This is a genomic window from Legionella sp. W05-934-2 (assembly GCF_964199965.1).
Lineage (GTDB): Bacteria > Pseudomonadota > Gammaproteobacteria > Legionellales > Legionellaceae > JAFIFT01.
This window is the reverse complement of record NZ_CAXMZT010000013.1, coordinates 44979-64399: the sequence shown is the minus strand read 5'-3', so window position 1 is coordinate 64399 and position 19421 is coordinate 44979. Positions and strand designations below refer to the sequence as shown.

Sequence of the window (19421 nt, the reverse complement as noted above, 5' to 3'; positions counted from 1 at the left end):
CCCCCCATGTTTAGTGGCAGCCTAAATTAGAGTTCATTGCCTGTTTTTTTACCAGATATTCCCATGGGGTTAAATCATCTAGTGAATCATGGGGTCTTTCGTCGTTGTACTCTTTTATCCAGTTTTCTGTTAACTCTCTTACTTCGTGTAAATTTTTGAACACATACATATCCAGTATTTCTGTGCGATAAGTTCTATTGAATCGCTCAATAAATGAATTTTGTGTTGGCTTTCCTGGCTTGATAAACTCCAATTGCACCTTATTTTTTTCTGCCCAATCCGCTAGGGCACCTGAAATAAATTCAGGACCATTATCCATGCGTAGTTTGGCAGGAAGACCACGCCAGGCAACAACACGTTCTAATACGCGAATAACTCGCTGTGCGGGCAGGCTCAAATCTATCTCGATCGCTAACACTTTACGGTTGAAATCATCCACTATGTTAAATGTTCTGAAGCGTCGGCCACACATCAACGCATCACACATAAAGTCCATAGACCAGCATTGGTTAATGGACTCTGGCACTCTCAGAGGTTCAGGCGAGCGATTGGGTAACCGCTTTTTTCCCTTGCGACGCATATTGAGCTTAAGCTCACAATACACGCGGTAAACACGCTTATGATTCCACCTGTGACCTTGGCGACGTAAAACTTTAAGCAATTTACTAAAGCCATACGCTGGGTAACGTTCAGATGATTCCTGCAATGCCACAATGACACTTTCATCAGACCGACTATACGGCTTATAGCGATAAACCGAGTCGCTGATACCTACAACTTTGCAAGCGCGACGTAAACTCACAGCATGAGCATTGACTGCATAATCAACCAACTCCCGGCGCACAGTTGGCTTCACAGCTTTTTTTCGACAATATCCTTCAGGATTTTATGATCAAGACTCAGCTCAGCATACATCTGCTTTAAACGGTGGTTCTCATCTTCAAGCTCCTTCAGACGTTTTATGTCCGATGCTTCCATGCCTCCGTATTTTGCTTTCCAGTTGTAATACGTTGCATCTGAAATGCCATATTCACGACAAATTTCTTTAACCAGTCGACCCGCTTCGACTTCTTTTAAAATTTTGACAATTTGTGTTTCTGTATAACGCGATTTTTTCATTTTTGTTCTCCTCAAACATAGTTTAACTTGGAGAACTCTAATCAGGAATACAACTATTTTAGGGGATGGTTACAGCCCATATTAAATTGACATCTAATATGGGCAACCTTTTTAACCTTGCTTATTAAATACGCAAACGATATTTTCTGGATAATTATCTATAATGAAATTAAGCTTACCATTATCTAACTCAATTTCAAAATCAAAATTGGTTGTCAAAGTACTAGTACTATGATCAGAACTTCCTAAAGAAATATTGAAATAATATAGAGCTAAACTGTTAGGACTAGACCATAAAGCTGCACTTAAAGAGTTCTCTGTACCATCAAAAGTACTCTTGCTCTTTGATTTAACTTCACTTAGAGGAAAGTATAAAGGTTCTCCAAAATTTTCACCATCCTCAGTTAGGCTTGCAAAACTAATATGTTTATCATCTTGAGTAATTTTCATAGTAGTTGTCTGTTGTTCATCATTGCACTTACCACTCCATATACCTGAAAAATCAATTTTTGATGATTTTAGGTAAGATTTATGATTTGATTTTAATTGTAACCCTTTGAATGGTTCATTTGAAAAAATCGGCATGCTAGCAAGTAGACAGGATACTAAAATAACCCCTTTTTTAATCATTTTAAAACTCCTTTTCGTAATTAAATCGTAGGCACGATAATACAATTTTCAAAACTAGTCTAGAGGAAAGGTTAAAAGATACAACTTAATAAAACTATACTAGTTGTTCTCGAGAGATGTACATCGATTGAGCAAGCGTAGGTCGGGCCTTGGCCCGACATCAGTTGAATTAATCCATCTAATCAGCTATAAATACAGTCCAAGAATAAATAGTCCAATCTTATGCAATATATTAGAGCACGTGTGCCAGGAGCCAAGTACTTTTTTACCGTTAATCTTGCAAATAGATCAAATGGTATATTAATCAGAGAAATTGACATCCTCCGTAATGCCATCCATACGACAAAATCAAAATATCCATTTAAAATAAATGCTTAAGTAGTCTTGCCTGATCATATGCATTTGTTAATGACTTTACCTAACAATGACAGCAATTTTTCATTAAGATGGAGTATGGTAAAGGGTTTATTTTCAAAGCGTATTAGCCACTCAGAATCGATTACTGCAGCGAGGAAAAAGAAAAGAGAAAGAGGGATTTGGCAGAGACGATTTTGGGAGCATCTTATTCACGATGAACAAGATTACGAGCATCATGTAAACTACATACATTTCAACCCTGTGAAACAGGGTTATGTCAATAGGCCATCTTCTTGGAGTTACTCAAGCATTCATAGTGATATTCAAAAGAGAATTGTAACTGACGATTGGGCTTGCAGTAATCCGTTTGAATTAAGTAATTTTAGAGAATAGGCAACAATCGTCGGGCCAAGGCCCGACCTACGCTTGCTGATAGAATGAACCTATGTCCAAGAAAGTGTTTAGGGTATAAAATGCCTAAGGAAGTGTTTATACAGCAGTATAAAAATGATTGTCGCATTTGGAGCTAGAATGCGCCCGGATAATTAATATATTATGCTTGATTTTACTGGTGCCGTTGCGCGGAATCGAACCGCGGACCTATTGATTACGAATCAATTGCTCTACCAACTGAGCTACAACGGCGTTGAATTGTTAGTATAATGGAATTTGTTGGAATTGGCATTAGCTGGTGGACGTGTTACTGTGGTTTTAGGTGGGTTCATGGGGCCTGGGATGGCGGATTGGTTGGTGGTTGGTATTTTGTTGGTGGTGGGGCTATTTGCTGGGTTTCTTGCAGGTTTGTTCGGCATTGGTGGTGGGACGGTATTGGTGCCGATGTTTTTGACTTTGTTTCCTCTCTTTGGTTTTGATCATGGCTTGATGATGCACATTGCCGTGTCGACATCGCTGGCTTTAATCGTTCCAACAGCGTTGGCTTCGACGCATAGCCATTATCAATTCGGTCATCTTGATTTTAAAATGCTAAAAAAATGGGCGCCAGGGTTGGTGATTGGGATTTTATCCAGTGCCGTGGTTATTCATAGTATTCCTACCTATGTCTTAAAATTATTTTTCACGGGTTATTTGTTGGTTTGCTTTCTCTTTACGTTACTAAAACAAGCGGGGGAAGGGTTAAATACCAACGGTCCGGGCCCTTGGATAAGTGGTGTTTCGAGCTTTTTTGTCGGGGCCTTGTCAACGTTACTTGGCACCGGGGGTGGTACGTTTACGGTGCCAATTATGTTGTATTTTGACTATCCCTTGAAAAAAGGTATTGCTATCTCAGCCATCACTGGCCTATTTATCGGCTTGATAGGTTCGATTGTTATCATCTTGGGCAGTTATCAGATACCCGATTTGCCCAATTACTCGCTAGGATATGTCAATCTGCTAGCATTTGTTGCCGTGGCGCCCACAGCAATGCTTGCGTCTAAATATGGCGCACGCTTTGAAGAACGTTTGCCCAAACATCGATTGAATGGGCTCTATACACTGTTCTTGTTGGTTGCCTTTTTAATGATGCTATACCACCTGCTGGCTTAACTTGCTTTAGGGTGGGGGCCAGGCATAGAGGGTGCCATGGCTTCCGAGGAAACCCAGCCTGTTAGCAGTAGGCCACGATAGATTAGTTGACTGCCTGCAATGATTCGGCACATCATATTTTCCATGCTATCGCACGTTTCATTACCGCTGAGAAATAAATACATGGATAAGCCAATTTGTAATGCATTGATGGATGCTTGGCCGGCATGCATGAGCTTTTCATGTAAATGGGTCTCTTTTGAGAATAAGCTTCTGACTGACAAAGCAAGCTGAGCAATTTTTCCAGGTATCAGCACATTGGGATTGAAATCGGATAACGTATCGGTCGCTAATTCGGCAAAAGCGTTGATTCGCTGTGCTTGCAAGTAAAGTGAGCTCGTTGGTTTGCCGACTGAGTCACGAATGTCACTAAAAAATCCAGGCATATTAATTCCTTTTAAATGGTTATATACAAGAAGGTATCACACCCTTAAGATGGTTTCATTATCCTCGCTTTACTACGCTGCCAATCACGTTCTTTACTGGTTTCACGCTTATCATGGGTCTTTTTACCTTTGGCTAAGGCAATTTGGCATTTGACTCGGTTATTGGCCCAATATAATTTCAATGGCACAACGGTATACCCTTTGCGTTCGACAGCGCCGATGAGCTGATTGATTTCTTTGCGATGCATCAGAAGCTTTCGTGTGCGGGTCGGATCGGGCGTATCGTGGGTGGATGCGGTGGGTAATGGTTGAATCTGGCAGCCAAACAAAAACGCCTCCCCCCGTTTGATGATCACATGGGCGTCCGAGATGTTGACTTTTCCAGCCCGCAGACTTTTCACTTCCCAACCTTCTAAGGCAAGCCCGGCTTGATAATCTTGCTCGATAAAATAGTCAAATCGTGCTTTTTTATTAACGATAATCGTTGCACTTTCAGCTTTTTGTTTGCTTGCCATGGCAATTCTCTATAAACAATTGGGAAGAGATTATAGAGATGTTGTTGATAATTGGCAAATATAGCCAATTAATCCGATTGATAACTTTCTTTAAGAAAGCACCAGAGAGCCAGCGCGATGGTCAAATAGACCGATAGAATGAGCAATCCACTATGGTAATCTTGTAAGGAAAACACCGGTGCGCCTTGTTGCATAAACCCATCCCATCGCATATCCATGATCTTTCCAACCAGTGGCTCAGTCAATGCTTCCCACAATGAATCAAAGCTATTCATAAAACCCAAGACGGTGCCTGCTAGCATGATTGGGTTGATTTCTTTAATCATGGTAAAGCATAAAAAGAAGCAACTCGCGCCAAGGCCAAATAGAATCAACATTGCCTTTAGCGCCCAAATAGATAAGGGACAAAATAAGACTAAATTTAAGGTAATAAACGCAATCAATGTGCCAAGACCCATTAATGGTTTTCGCTTTTGCATCCTATCCGATAGCCATCCGCTTAGCGGGCAGCCTAAGGCAAAGCCTATAAAAAGTAACGACATGCAATGGGCTGCGCTTAATGGATTGAGGCCATAGGCTTTTTGCAGAAACGATACTCCCCATAACCCACCAAATGCAGAGACGGGTGCAAAGGCAAGGCCACTATAAAGGGATAGTAACCAAGTTTGACGATTTTGGCAGACCTTTTTTAGCATGGCGAGGGAAGGTGTGTCATGATTGACTGGTTGACTTGGGGTTGCAGCGGTACGTGGATAGAGAAAAAATACGATCACAGACAGTAAAAAACCTGGAATAGCGACAATGGAAAGCGCTTCTCGCCAGTTGCTTTTTTGAATTAAATAAGACAATGGCGCTTCAGCAAAAATAGCCCCCATCATCGCCACACTCATGCTTAACCCGGCCATTAGCGCAAATCGTTTCGGTGGAAACCACACAGAAATCATCTTAAAACAGATTAACGCGGAAAACGCAGCACTCAGACCAATGATGAAACGACTCAGTTGGGCAAGCCATAACGAGTGGGATTGGGCAAACAGGAGTGTGCCTCCGGCGCAAACAAAAAACGCCGCGGATAACATCAAGCGTTGGCCATATTTATCCAAAATAATGCCTGCGGGAATTTGCATCAACAGATAAGCATAAAAAAAACAGGCTGCCAAATGCCCAAGGCCTGCCCCTTTGACAGAAAAAGCGCTCATCAATTCTGCATTCATCACACTGGGGGAAACTTGAATAAAGTATTTATAAAAGAAAAAACTGGCGGCTAAAATCCATAATAACCAAGGTTTGAGTCTCGATAACAGGGGTAGGGAAAGGGAATTTATCATGGCTGGCTCCTGGTTAGCGCTTCTTTTGAAGTACCGATGGAGTCAGACCAACCGCTACTTCGTAAGAAGTGCGGTTGTTGTTGCGTCTCACATCGCAAAATTGCCGCACTCCTTCGGAGCCACGACCACCACGACATTCACTGTGAGTAAATCTGCAAAACGCAACATAATAATAGATAAAAAATAAACACTAAAGTTATATTATATTTTTTATGAGCAATCTGCAAGCATTAAAGGTGCTTGATCTAAAAAGCGACGCAAGGGTCAGTTTTCTCTGTCAGCATTTCATGGTTGTATTCGCTACAGAATCTCCTTTGCCGTGCACTATAATTAGATCAAAGCTCAGGAATAAGTGATCAACAATTATGCCGCCTAGTCTAGAAAATGAAAATCCTATTCCCAAAGATAGGCAGATTAAAATAGTATCAAACATTAAGGATACCTCCATTCCAAAATCCATCCATTTTGTATGGTTGGGTGGCCCAATGCCTGAAAAATATCTTGAAAACATCCTATCGTTAGCTGCTTCTGCAAAACAAAGCGGTTTTCAATTAAACCTTTGGATGGATGATAGCAGCCAAAAAAAGATAAGAAAAACCATGCATAAAATGGGCTTAGAGCAGGATTTGTCTAGCTTGGGAATTGAGGTTAGAAATATTAATGAGTTAAAGGAGCCAATGAAAAGTGATCCGTTTTATCTATCGAACAATAATAACCAACAGTCCAAGAAAAAATACAATGACTTTTGGCAATACGTGGATAGGGAGCGCATTGGCTTAAAAAACTACGGTTCAGCGTCCGATTTATTACGCTATGAAATCTTAAGGCAAGAAGGGGGGTATTATTTTGACACAGATACCCTGTTTCCTGCGTTGCGGTTTGATCCCAAAACGCAAAAGCCAAAAGAACCGCAAGATAGTGATTTTGTGGGTCGACCAAATTTTGTCGCTAACTATATGGAGGCCTATTCTAAATACGAAGACGCAAAGAAACGTTATTCAGAAACGGCGAGTCGTTTACCGACATTAACGAATGATAATCCGTCTCATGGCATTTTAATTGGCGGTGTATCTGCAACGGTAAACGGTGAAAATGACGAACTATCCAGACAAGAGCTATTTGTTGACGCAATGGGGAACGATATTATAGCAGCATCGCCCAACCATAAAGTGATGCAGGAAGCAATCAATATCTCCATCCAGAACTATCAAAAATTGGATTCTCAACGCGTCAATCCCATTGATCCAAAATTATTTAACCCGTTAGTTAAGGAACTCGTCGATCAACTAGTTGATGATAAGGATGACACCTTGACGTTAAGTGTTTTGTCCACGTTTAAACCACCAGAACACCTCGCCAGGTATTCATTAGAAATTAAAGACATTTATCAAAAAATATCGGTTGAACTGGAACTTCATCTGCGAGAGGTTACTTCAAAAGAAGACCTAGAAAAAGGGATGATTCGCAGTAATGAAAGTATGTTTAAGGAGCGATTAAATTTATTGCCTGATAAGATTAAGGTCAATGGCGAGACAATTGAAACACCAAAAACTAAGATGGATGCAAAACGCTATCCAGATTATTTGGACCCAGATATGACAAACCCAAAACGATACTACACCATCTATCAGTCAGCAGGACCTAACACCTTGAAACGTGCATTTGAACAGTACCTTGATAAATGTTGTCAATTAGGCTTACTCACTAAATCAGATTTTCAACAGATGACCAATAATAGAATGATGAATATGCCGGTAGTGTCTAAATCCGATCAAAATTGGGTAGCTAGCAATCATCCGAACCAGTTTGATGATATGGAAATTGGCTTATCGTCTAATAATTCGACAAAGCCTCGATAGCGTTAAAGGCTAGGATTCATTACTTTGCCATTCCTTCTTCCCAGGGATGGGAAGAAGGTTCTCCAAGGCAGAGCAGGGCAATTTGGTTGACATTATTTCGCTTGTTTAGGCCCCACACTCAAATCCGGTTTGGGTAATTCTTTAACTGCCTGGGCTCTTTGTAATACTTCATTGATAACGACGCGTAATTCACCAGGTAAGTATTCATGGCATTTTTCCAGTTTCGGAGTTAATTGCTTTAAATCCGTCGCTGAAATGTTGTTTGGATCCATTTCTACCAAGGTTCTAATCGATGACAGCAAATCCGATATATCCCGGTTTTTGCTTTGATGATAGTCCTTAAAGAAATAGCGGTTGGTATTTTCTTCTTTTGTTAGAAAAGGTTGGATTGCCTCGACCATGACTTCAAGATGTTCATGTAAATCTTCTTTGACAAATTGTTGATAAGTCGGACTACTCAAGAAGAATTGCTGATGGTTCAAGGGTTCATCCCTATTAATCCCCTCCATAGCCCAATGTTTCATCACGATATCTTGCATCTGATTTAAGGTTTCATAATAGCGGCTACGGCCACTTCGATTTAATTTGAACCATCTCGATTGATTGACCTGTAGATCATTACGCATGGCATCCAGTTTAGCTTGCTTTAAAAGGTTTAAATAGCCTATTAAAGTAGTATCATCCCTCGAAGATGTGCTATATTTTTCACTAAGCTCAATCTCTAAGATTTTGGCTTCATACTTTCGAGCACCTGCAAGAAACCAACTATTTCGATAACGCGATAAAGCTTTGTTCAAATCGCTATTTATTAAATACTCAGTATTTGAAATTTGGTTGGGGTTATTAAAAGATTCTCGGTTTCTTTCATAATCAAGCGGGGTAAAATTACCAATTAAGCGCATTTCATTGGATATATCCATGGCTTGACGATGAGCTTGCACCCGTTCCTCGGAAGTCGGTCTTTTTTCAGGAGAGATAAAATCAAATACGGCTTTAAAGGCATCTGCAAAAAAGGCAAAGACGGAGATCAATAATTTGTCATTTTTTCGTTCATTCCATATAAATACTGAATCTGATTCAGGTTTGACCTCTTTTAAAACACCATCTAACAAGAAGCGAGTCCGCCATATACGTTTATTTTGGCGAGCGGGATCTTCGGAGAAATCCATGACGTCTTCCAGCAGGAAGTTGGCTTGTTCGGCTTGCGTTTTTGCCAAAATACCGTTTTTATTTTTATAAAAGGCATCGAGTTTTTCTCTGTCAAACTCAACTAAATGATAGACATATTGAACAAATGAGAATAACGCTTCATCGTGTTTAGTGCTAGATTTGTTTATGCGCTCCCATATCGTCACTAGCGTATCTTGATAACGCTGGAATCGTTTTTCATCCATCCCGGCTTGTGTGAGCTCCCACATCAAAGTCAGTGCATGCTGGGTTGACATTGCCCTCTTTGATGCGCTTTGCAAACTATCTAATAACTTCTTAGAAAGCGATGGGTTATTGATTGCATGTAATGCTACTAGCCATTTTTTCAGATTCGCTATATCTCTACTGTCTGTTAGCACATCATCGACGGCCATTTCCTGATACACTGCTAGTAAGACCCGTTGAAAATCGGGGTGACAAATCTTAGCGTGGTCGATGTTGGCTTCTTGGCATAATTTATAGATGCGAACCATCTCAATGGGGGTGAATTGGTATCCTTTTTCGTTTTGCATCAATGTTTCCATTGACTGGGTGAATTCGATAATATCCTCATAGCCGTATTGCTCAATATCTGAGATCAAGGCGTTTAGCTGTGTCAGGTTGTTTTCATGAGAGTCTTTGCGATCGATAATTTGTTTGTAGCATCGCATCAAAAACGTATCATAGGATGAAGCAGATACAGCTTTGGCATCATAATTTCTTAAGTGTCTGATTAAACTATCTAAATAATCACGCTTTTCATCAGACATTACATCATCAACATCCATTTCCTGGTAAATGACGCGTAAGAGATGTTGAAAATCTGGATGGCACAACTTAGCATGGTCGATATTGGCTTCTCGGCATAGGTTATATACGCGTACCATCTCAATGGGGGTAAATTGATAGCCTGATTCATGTTTCATGAATGCATCCATTGAATTGGTGAATGCCATAACCGCTTTATACCCATATCGTTCGATATCAGAAAAGAGGATGTTGAATTCGGTCATATTATTGAGGTGGGTGTCGTTTCGCTTAATCAGCTGTTCATAGCATCGGATAAGAAACTTATCATAAGTTAAATCGGATACGTCTTTCGCCTCCAAATTTCGAAGCTGCTTGGCCATTAATTCAAAATATTCGCGCTTATGAATGGATTTTCCTGGGTGCGAATCAATGTTTTCCCAGATATCCAGCCAGATAGTTTGAAATGCTATCAATTGTGGGATGCTGGCATTATCGCTATCTAAACAGAGTGCCGGTATGCGATACCAAGCTTGGCTAGGATAGGCTGATGCGCGACTGAGCAAGGGTTTTAATTCTTGGAGATGGCCAACGTTTTGGGCAAGCGTTAGCCAATACTTGACGATTCGCTCTTGATGACGGGGTTTGCCTAACCACTTTTCCGTATCATTTAACAATCGGTTGGCGGTATTCCAATCATCGTTTGCCATGTATTGGCTGATGACTTCAACCAAATCATGAAACACGAGGCTTCGTTGACTTTCCGGAAGCATGGAAACAATGGATTCACAGCGATTAAGAATGCGAATTTGTTTCACAGGGTTTTTAGCGGTTAGCTTATGCAATCTGTCAAACAAGGTTTTGTTGTCAAGCGAATGGGGGTTGGGGTATCGACGCAACAAATTGGCGAACAGTGTCAGATGGGTAAATGGCATGGTTGGCAGGGATTGCGCTTCAGCGATGATATCTGCGTAGTTATCAAGTATCACATCGGCGTTATGAATAAACGGTTTCCCCCACTTATCCAATTCTGTTTTGGAGAATTGATTCAAATAGCGAAGAACCGGTCTTAAGCGATTGGCTCGTTCATTAATTGAAGCGGTGTGACCTTGTTTTAGGTAGTTTGCCACACTGTCTTGAACCGATGGATTTAAGCCGGACACTAGACGGATAAATTCATCGCGATTATCGTTCACTTGTTCTAAGACGTCTGAGTCAACGGTTTCAGTTAATACTTGTTTTAATTGCTTTTGCCAATTTTTGGACGGATTTTGCCAGTTATCATAGAATCGGTCGAACCAATCTAAGTAGGCTTTTGCCGATTTGGCATGCCGCATTTCATTGGATAAATAACGGACAAGATGAGGCTCTTTGGCCATTTTATTTAACTTTTCTGGTAACTCATTGATACGCTTATCCGTCCAATCAATGGATGGTAAAGTGGTAAGCGACGTAAAGACTAAGGAGAGCTCTGCACTGTATTCACGCGTTTCACGATGCTCGGGAATTGACAAATTCAACAGCGGCTGAGGAGTGCCTTTCATAGCAAAGGGTTCAGCAACAACCAGCGTGGATTTTTTTAAATACTCATTGAGATAGTCAGTTGCTTGTTGGGTAAATTGTTTCGATAAGGATTCTTGTTTTTCTTGAGGTGTTGCATCCACTTGTGCTTCGATATCAATCCAGATTTTTTCCAGCGAGCGCATGGTTTGTGAAAACGTCGTTGTCAGTTCGTTGCGAAGAATCGGATCGTCAATGTGTGCGAGTAAGCGCATACCCCAACCTGAATATTGCGCTAGCCCATGATGATAGGTTTCATTGACGATATTATCTAATTCAAAGCAATATTCTCGAAGGACAAGCACGCGATGTAATAGGTCTGCATCGGTTTTATTAGGAAATGTCTTTTGAACTAAATCCAGGCTGTCTTGTATTTCTTTGCTGCCTTTCGATAAGCGCTTAATATATTGGTCTTCTTCGAATTCAAGCTCATCTGTGAGATAGAACTGATACACTTCCCCTTCATCGCCGTTTCGAGCTGTTCGGCCCCCTTTTTGGGTTAAATCGCTGAAGTCGCGAGTTCCCAGAATAAAGACCGCTTCGGTTCCCGTATTATCGCCTCGTCCAAAGCCGGAAGCCACCAAGGCAATTCCTTTTTCTTTGGTGTCACCATGCCAGCCTTCTTGCCGAGTTTTATCCGCGAGCACATCGTTTGCCATGCGAGGATCTTCATTGGTATAAAAAATTAGCTGTTTCAATTGCTCGGGCTCTAAGAGGACACTTAGTTGTTTTTGTAACTCATCCACTTGTTTGTCATTTTTACAACAAACAAGCACCGATTTCTTCTCAGCCAAGCATTCTAATAAACTATCTTTGATTTCAGCAGCGCGTGCATCCGCTGTTTTATAAAATTTAGCTTGATGCCATGTCCGTTGAACGGCACGGTTTGTCGGTGCATGTAAGACAACCGTTTTTTCGTCGTTATACAACCGTTGTTTTTGCACATCCGAAATGGTGCCAGAATACCCCTCGCGATGCCCCCATAAACTTTGCATGTGGTAAGCGGCCACTTGAGAACTTAAAATGTGGCTTTCTGGATGGACGTGATAATTTTGCGGCTCATTTTTCGTCTGGGCTTCAGTGTTGAGCCGAACAGCCAACAGTTGGTGAACGCCTGCACTAAAAGTTGAGCCGGTCATCCGTTGGTTATCCGTGGACAATGGAATGATTTCGCGCATGGGATAATGCTCTTCACCCACGGTAATAACGGCTTCTTGAACCGTAAAATTCACGCCTCGCTCAAGTCTCGCTGCTTCATGCGCAGACTGAAGGTATTGGACCATTCTTAATGGATCCTCAATAAAGCGTCCAATATAGTGTTGTCGGTTTTCGCTTGTGCCAGCGTCTTTGATTAGTGCTTTCGCAAAGGCGAGTAGTACTTTTTGCGAAATGAATCCTTTTTGTTCTTCTGTAATCCAGTCTTTATTTTTAGCGTAAAATTGATTAATTGACTGATAAAACCAGGTTAATTGTTTGGGAGTATAACCCGTAGGTCTGGCAAAGTTATATTCGGTTTTTCGCCCTTCTTCAAAGCGGGTAAAGTCAAATTCGTCAAATAGTCCGACACGTTTTTCCTTGGGTATTTCAATAGGCGTTCCTGCATAATTTTGCTCATCCAAGAATAGCGATAAATCGCCTAAGGTCGAGTAATGAATTTGATGGTTCATATACTGACTATGGGAGGTTTTCGGTTCAATGGCGGTTGAACTTAACCCTAAATAATCAAGGAAACTTTTATAGTCTTCAAGATCCCGTGCGGCGAGCGAGCGTTTGGATGTACAGACATCAACCATTTTACCTTGAGCCGCAAAGCGGGCAGCTTGCATGGCCACATAATGGCTTTTACCTTCACCCACAGATAATTGCATGACACGACTATCGGATTTGACAAATAATTCATTGGCAATTAAGGCAAATTGTTGTGCTAAATGAGGGTATTTGCGGGTGGTTCGCCCCATGGCTTCAAACATTAAAGCAAACACTTGAGCCTGCAAAATGGTATTATTAGGCGTTTGTGCGAGCTCTTGCGAGAGTGTTTTGAAAAATTGGGCAATTTCTTCCTGGCTCATTTGCTGAATCGACTTATCACAGCCTTTGACACCATATTGCCCACTTTCTAATTCTTTTAAATAAGTGAAAACTAGCGATAATCGGGCGCAATCTTCCACGCTGATTTCTTTTTGATTATCACCAAAACTGACTTGCACTTCTTTCAGCATTCGCTCCAGATCCGACTGGCGACTTAATGCTAATGGGTGGTAATCTATGCGAGGCTCTGTAAATGGATGCGCCAGGAAATTGCTTAGGGCTTGTTTAAACGGTAGCTGTTGTTTCAAAAGCGCCACAATATCGGTTGCTCGAGGAGCAGGCTGTCGTGGGTAACAGAGCGCTAATTCACTCAGTTCCTCGTCATTGAGACCTGCTAGTTTTTCAACTAACTTGGGTGCTTTTCGTCGGAGTTCGTGTTGATGGTCAAGGTTGTTTTGTAAACCCGCATCAAGGCTACTCCAAGCGATGATATGTAGTACTTGTGCTTTTCTTTTTGCATTCGCTTGATAGGCTGCGTCCACATTTTGGAATAATTCTTCAACCTGTGGATTTCCTTGCATCGTCTTCAACCATAAGGACATGGTTTTCGACCAAACTTGGTGCATTTTAGGAAATTCAGCGGTGGGCAATTCAACCATTTTTTTGCAATATTGATAGCGATTTTCCAGTTCGGATTTATTCTGACACTGGCATAAAATCGCTAAAGCAGGCTCTCTGGTATTGGCAAACATTTCCCCCGATACGGTTGCTAAGATTTGAGAGGTTAAGCTTGTTCCTTCTGTCCATTCATATTCGCGCATGGCAATTTGGGCAAGCATCGCTTGTTCATCTCGGGTGAAAACGGTGTTTTTTTGAATTAAAGAAAATATCTCGGTTATCTTTTTTGGAAATTCTTCCATGATTTCATTCATAGACCGCGCTTTTAACGCTGCTTCTTGGATAACGGTCTTCATCAAATTAATTGGAAAAGCACTGTTTTCATCATCAGGTGTCAATGCTTTTAATAGGCTGGTAAAGTAGGGCGCGGACCAATATTTCCCCGGTTTCGTTTTTTCTAAGATAGCAAGCAACGGTTCGATTTCATTTAAGTAAGTCACATTGATTTGCAGCTGTTTTAAGAAATTCATAATGGGAACTAATTGTTCCTGCGCATCTTCATCGACTTTAACGGCAATATGATCCTTTAAGAAATGCCATACTCGGTCTTCATGATCGACAAAAAAGTGTAAGCTGTCTGGTCCATCAGTAAGTTTATCGTTTAAAGCCCTAAAATTGCCTCCCTTGGAGAATTTAAACACAATACCGGCTTCATCGCTTAATTTATCGATGAGAGCAAGACGATGCTTGCCAGTATTGGCTGGATCATTTTCCATTGCTTTAATGCAATCGATAAGCGCTTGCCAATGGAGAGGGTTATTTAAACTATCTGATTCCGTTTGTTCGAAATCCACCGACAAAAGATGTCGGAATAATACACGCGCTTCTTGCTGGACTATGGGTTTTGCATCATCAAGCATGGTGGTTAGTTGATTAATTTGGTCGCTTTGGGTGATGCCAAAAATCACGCCTAGCTTAAAGGCTGTGAGGGAATGGTATTGACTCAAATCCACATGCGCGTCAGTTAATGCTTGAAACGCTTTGGTGAGGCTATCGACATTTTCTTGGTTTAATGCATTTTTTTGATGCAGCAGGCTTGCGGCTTCTAAGAGGAGGAGATTGGCATCTTTCGGCAGATTAGTTAAAAGCCTTGAGTAATCTAATTTTGCGATAGCTTGGATTGTTTCCCATTGAATATCAAGCGGGCTATACCCTTTTTCATACACAGCTTGATGGATTGCTTTAGCAATGGTCTTGCCAAAATCCAGGGGCAACTTTCGAAAATCGCTCACTAAGGTTGGCACCGCATTTGCCTTAAAATGGGTATTGGATAGCATGATCAAGATATGACGGTTTTCGGCAGAAGGCGTCACAATTTCATCTTTTAGCCAATCAAAATTGTCTTTGCTGATTTGATTTAAACTAGCTAGTGCACGTTGCATCTGCAGCGGTGCTTCCACAGCAGACCATGAATAGATTTTCGACAAATCGGGTGCATAGGTTGGTTTACCTTGTTCAAAATTGGATAGGAGTAAGGATTGATTGAAATAGCGAAATTTCTCCTGAACAATGGCATAGGGTAAGCCGCCGTGGCTTAAATCCCATTTAGTGAGATTGCGTAGAAAAGTGCTTTGGTTGTCGTAATTGGGGATATGGCGAAGGCAATCTAATACTCGGTCCATTAGCACAATCATATTATTAGGCGGAATGTTGTCAAACTCATCGCCTTCTAAGTGTAATCCCATGCGGGTGATTTCTTGATTAAACGATGAGAATGCATTCCAAAGGTGGGTTATATTATCCCAATCGGTGGTCGTATAATGGTTGCGCAGGGTGGATTGCCAAGCTAACCGCGCCCCTTCGTTGCTCTTGCCCTTTAATTGTTGCATCATCGCGTCTATGGACAAGAAAAATTCAGAATTCATGAAGGCATTAAAGTTATGACATCGACTTAACACTTCCTGGCTAAAGCACTGGTAGAATTCCTTGCCAAGTTGTGACTCGATTTGGGAAAACTTGCTCAGTAGCAAACTCATCCCCTTATTGCCAAAACGATAATACACTTGTCCCAATGCTTTTAGTGTTTGGTTATTCATTGGGTGATGTTGAGCAAATTCTTGCAGTGGTTTTGACAGTGAGCTCAAAAGAAAAAATTGGACTTGTTCGGGCGGTAAATCAAAATCGGCGGGATTTTGTTTCAAAAATGCATCAACGCCTTTATCTCCGAGATATTGCCAGGCTTGTAAGACAATCGGCCAGTGTTTAATGACCTTTTCTTTTTCTCCAACGGAGGCTTGATTGCCTAATAGAGCACCGAGCAAGCCACTTGAGCCAGCACCTAATTTTACAGCTAAATGGGGATTTCGTTTGATAAATTCATTGTAATCATTAGTGTAATCACGGTCTGGCTGTAATTTGGCAAAAGCTGCCATATAAAGCCAATCTTGTTTTTCAATCACGTTTTTTTGAACCAGGTAGGTGTCGACGTCAAACTGGCGAAAATCGCCTTCCCAATATTCAAGTGCAGGCTCGCGAATATTGGTTCGCAATGTTTGGGCATTGGGGGGATAGACATAATCCATGTCTGCTTTAAATGAAAGAATGTAATCCCCATCTTTTGAGCGCTGTAAGGAGAACCCTTTGGGTAAATTATCCAATTTTAGACCCGATACCATTAACGCCTGATGCTTTAATAACTCAACCACCGCATCCTTGGTCATATAGCGAATCACGTGCTTCGCTTGGACACTGGGGTTGGCATTCACCCAAGTATGGAAAAATCCTTGTAGGAGGGATTCTTTACCGGTTTTCAATAAGGCATATTTTTCATTCACAACATGTTCTTGTTGAAAGCCTGAGAAGAATGTGCCTAATCGTTTATCAATATTGTCATAGCTGATTAGCCCTTCAAAAAAGGCTTCTTCCACCTGATGAACATTCATGCGTTGATGTTCTTGTTGCAGCTGCCTAACTTGTTGGATTTCTTGTTGTTGTTGGAGTTGAAGTTGGGTTTCACCGCCGCGTTGAATATGCCATTGTTGTAAATTCTTACTTTGCAGGGTTTTGATGATTTTATCAAAATCAACGGGTGTTTCTGCGGTTTTTGAAGAGGATTTGCCGCTTTCTTCGGAGTCTGGTGATTGAGATTCAAAATTAGAGGTTTCTTCAATCTGTTTTAATGCACTTTTGGCTTTTTGTATTCGTTGGTTGGCTAAAATAATATTATTCAAATGGGCATAAACGGAACGGATCTCCGCTAAATCAGAGCTGACATTTTCTTTGTCATGAAGCTCCGGAATGACGACCAATGTCGTCCAATTCTCCTCTTTGGCCTGCAGGGCAATTGTATGCAAAAATTCGGCCGCCTTGGGTTTGTTTTTTAAGCAGTCTGTTAAGGTAATTTGTTCGAAATGGTTAAGCTTATTGATGCTGCTAATCAATCGGGCAATTTGTATGGCATTTTCCTCTGAAAACGTCACACCCAATTCGGAGAAGGGGAAATACCCTTGAATTTCTAAATGCTTAAGCAGTCTGTCTAAGTATTCCTTCATCTGTGGAGGACGGCAGTTGAGGAAAAAGGGTGGGCGGTTTTTGCCATAGATTTTTTCAATGCGGTCGCGGTCAACTTCATTGTTTAAATACTTGAGCACGCTATCTAATCCATGAAGCCCCATTTCTGTCACGCATTGTTTGAATAATTCATTTTCGCGTTTATCCAACAACACATCCGGGGTTTGATTTAAGTGGACTAGCCAGTGAAATGCCGCATTCTTCCAAAAATCATCAAACATGGGTGGTTTATAGCCGTTATATTTTAACCAACGATTTCGCGCGAAAATATGGATCAATTGATCTTGGATGTTCTCTAGTGACTTGTTGGGCACCCCTAAGGTTAATTGGCAAACATAAGGATTGTTTTCCATAAATTGTAAGATAAAATCAGTTTCAATTTTGTCTAGTTGGTATTTATTAGCGAGATCAATTTGTAAATTGGACAACTTGGCACAAGAACGAAATACCGCTAACACCATGGCCGTTGCATAATGTAAATCCTGGGGGTCATCCGATGAATAGGGGCGTTCGACGTGCTGACTAAGCCAAGTCAGCGGTACGGAATTTTTGTTAGCATAATAGGCATAGGCATTTGTGATAGCAATTATATTTACCGGGTTTGAATCAGTCACGGTTAACTTGACAAGCTCTCTGTCAATATCTTCGGTGATGTAGCGCACCGCTTGTGGGGCTTTTGGGTCTGCCGATTCGGTTGGTTTACCCAATGCGTTATCAAATCCAAGGATATAGCTTCTCGCATTTAATTTGGTTTGTTCATCTTTTGTCGAAGAGAGGGCGCTATTATAGATGGGAAGGGCAGCACTGAGATCGTTGATGGGATACGTGTCATTCCCCAGTTTTCCTAAAATGGCGGCTCTTGCGAAAGAATATATGCTAGAACGACTAAACCATCCGGAGTCTTCGCCTGCAAATTGACGATAGTCTGAGGTGTAATAGGTTATATCATCGCCTCTAAAGATATGTCCAGGTTGAATAAAAGTAAACTCTTCAACCAAGGCAGAAAAATCCGAATCAAGTTTTAACGCACACACCGATTCAACCTGTTTCATACACCATGCTAAGGCGGTATAGCCTGAAGAGACGGATAAAGAGGCTTTTCCCCCTTGATAGTTTTCTAATGGGATTTTGACTTGCGCTTTGGTTTCAAGGAGCAATTTTTCACTCTCCAAGATAGGCGCTTCACAATAGACAACGGGAAGGCTAGGATCGCGGCAATCCATGACAATCCATTTGGGGGTTTGCTTAGGGTCTGGATGAAGGTTAATTAACGCGATATTATTGTGAACAGAATCCTTGGTAACATTGGCTAAGGGGATGACCGTATAGGGTTGTTTGGCCAAGGTTTCTCCTTGTTTAATAAACCAGGATGTGCTTCTAACCATATCCACATAGCTTAATGGTTCAGCAGCACTTAAATGTCCAGTTGCCAGCTTTTCAACAAATCCAAGGGGTTTTGGCACGCTGTTCTTAATTTTCGGAAACATAAAGGTGGATTCTTTTATCGTGCTTTTAGGTTCGCTAAGCAATGCTAGAACGGCTTCTTGTATCTCCTTTTCGGTATACTTTCCTGCTACTTTGGTGAACGTTTCCTCAAAAAAACGGATATAGGCGGTGAATTCTGGTACGCCTTGTTTATAATATTGCTCCATCACCTCAATGGGGTATAAATCAGCATAATCCCTCTGCAAAACATGGATTAGGACTTCAAAGTTATCTACTGGAAATTTATTAAACAAATGGGGGTAGGTGTCTTTATGCATGAAATTGTTCTCGCGATATGGCGTATGCCTTAAAATATATCACATAATACCACAAAAATACAGCAAGATAAATAATAAAGCACATGCGGATGTCTTGACACAAATTGACTTAAAGTAACGCTGCAAAAGGGGGGTGTTTTAGGAGGAATGTCAATTAGCCGTTCAATCG

9 protein-coding genes and 1 tRNA gene are annotated in these 19421 nt (G+C 41.2%); 3 read left to right on the top strand and 7 right to left on the bottom strand.

Features of this window, described 5'->3' with window-relative positions; translation table 11 throughout:
• Nucleotides 1–10: 10 nt before the first annotated feature.
• Both AB3348_RS13535 and AB3348_RS13530 read right to left on the bottom strand, forming a co-directional pair.
• Nucleotides 11–1119, bottom strand: a protein-coding gene (locus tag AB3348_RS13535) for an IS3 family transposase (RefSeq protein WP_367608142.1) whose coding sequence is annotated in 2 segments (ribosomal slippage) — nt 11–858 and nt 858–1119 — 1110 coding nt in all. Because the reading frame shifts where the segments join, the coding sequence is not laid out codon by codon here.
• 111 nt (nt 1120–1230) lie between these two features.
• Entirely contained in the window at nt 1231–1749 is a 519-nt protein-coding gene (locus tag AB3348_RS13530; RefSeq protein ID WP_367608141.1) for a hypothetical protein, read from the bottom strand.
• A 453-nt stretch (nt 1750–2202) separates the two neighbouring features.
• Between AB3348_RS13530 and AB3348_RS13525 the strand changes: the two genes are divergently transcribed.
• Complete coding sequence (locus AB3348_RS13525) at nt 2203–2499, top strand: transposase (RefSeq protein ID WP_367608140.1); 297 nt, start codon at nt 2203–2205, stop codon at nt 2497–2499.
• Nucleotides 2500–2675: 176 nt separating this feature from the next.
• Here AB3348_RS13525 and AB3348_RS13520 read toward each other — a convergent pair.
• Nucleotides 2676–2751, bottom strand: a tRNA-Thr gene (locus tag AB3348_RS13520).
• Between the two features lie 27 nt (nt 2752–2778).
• Here AB3348_RS13520 and AB3348_RS13515 point away from each other — a divergent pair.
• Nucleotides 2779–3651 (top strand): sulfite exporter TauE/SafE family protein, encoded by an 873-nt coding sequence (locus tag AB3348_RS13515; protein ID WP_367608139.1) that lies wholly within the window; start codon nt 2779–2781, stop codon nt 3649–3651.
• Here the strand turns inward: AB3348_RS13515 and AB3348_RS13510 are convergent.
• The 3 genes from AB3348_RS13510 to AB3348_RS13500 all read right to left on the bottom strand — a co-directional run bounded on the left by AB3348_RS13510 (nt 3648) and on the right by AB3348_RS13500 (nt 5919).
• A complete protein-coding gene (locus AB3348_RS13510) occupies nt 3648–4076 on the bottom strand; it encodes a hypothetical protein (RefSeq protein ID WP_367608138.1) in 429 nt (142 codons plus the stop codon). The genes AB3348_RS13515 and AB3348_RS13510 overlap by 4 nt on opposite strands.
• A 44-nt stretch (nt 4077–4120) precedes the next feature.
• Nucleotides 4121–4591 carry an SsrA-binding protein SmpB gene (smpB, locus tag AB3348_RS13505; RefSeq protein ID WP_367608137.1) on the bottom strand — a complete coding sequence of 157 codons (471 nt, stop codon included), beginning with the start codon at nt 4589–4591 and terminating at the stop codon, nt 4121–4123.
• A 68-nt stretch (nt 4592–4659) separates the two neighbouring features.
• The gene (locus AB3348_RS13500) at nt 4660–5919 is read right to left on the bottom strand and encodes an MFS transporter (protein ID WP_367608136.1); all 1260 of its coding nucleotides are present in this window, start codon (nt 5917–5919) and stop codon (nt 4660–4662) included.
• Between the two features lie 365 nt (nt 5920–6284).
• Here AB3348_RS13500 and AB3348_RS13495 point away from each other — a divergent pair, with 365 nt between their 5' ends.
• A complete protein-coding gene (locus tag AB3348_RS13495; RefSeq protein ID WP_367608135.1) occupies nt 6285–7778 on the top strand; it encodes a TcdA/TcdB catalytic glycosyltransferase domain-containing protein in 1494 nt (497 codons plus the stop codon).
• A 92-nt stretch (nt 7779–7870) separates the two neighbouring features.
• Here the strand turns inward: AB3348_RS13495 and AB3348_RS13490 are convergent, their stop codons facing one another.
• A complete protein-coding gene (locus AB3348_RS13490; RefSeq protein WP_367608134.1) occupies nt 7871–19252 on the bottom strand; it encodes a hypothetical protein in 11382 nt (3793 codons plus the stop codon).
• Nucleotides 19253–19421 lie beyond the last annotated feature (169 nt).

Excerpts from the sequence above, each read along its gene's own strand:
- AB3348_RS13525 (WP_367608140.1), top strand. The coding sequence starts at position 2,203 with ATGGTAAAGGGTTTATTTTCAAAGCGTATTAGCCACTCAGAATCGATT.
- AB3348_RS13495 (WP_367608135.1), top strand. The coding sequence starts at position 6,285 with ATGCCGCCTAGTCTAGAAAATGAAAATCCTATTCCCAAAGATAGGCAG.
- AB3348_RS13530 (WP_367608141.1), bottom strand. The coding sequence starts at position 1,749 with ATGATTAAAAAAGGGGTTATTTTAGTATCCTGTCTACTTGCTAGCATG.
- AB3348_RS13500 (WP_367608136.1), bottom strand. The coding sequence starts at position 5,919 with ATGATAAATTCCCTTTCCCTACCCCTGTTATCGAGACTCAAACCTTGG.
- smpB (WP_367608137.1), bottom strand. The coding sequence starts at position 4,591 with ATGGCAAGCAAACAAAAAGCTGAAAGTGCAACGATTATCGTTAATAAA.
- AB3348_RS13490 (WP_367608134.1), bottom strand. The coding sequence starts at position 19,252 with ATGCATAAAGACACCTACCCCCATTTGTTTAATAAATTTCCAGTAGAT.
- AB3348_RS13510 (WP_367608138.1), bottom strand. The coding sequence starts at position 4,076 with ATGCCTGGATTTTTTAGTGACATTCGTGACTCAGTCGGCAAACCAACG.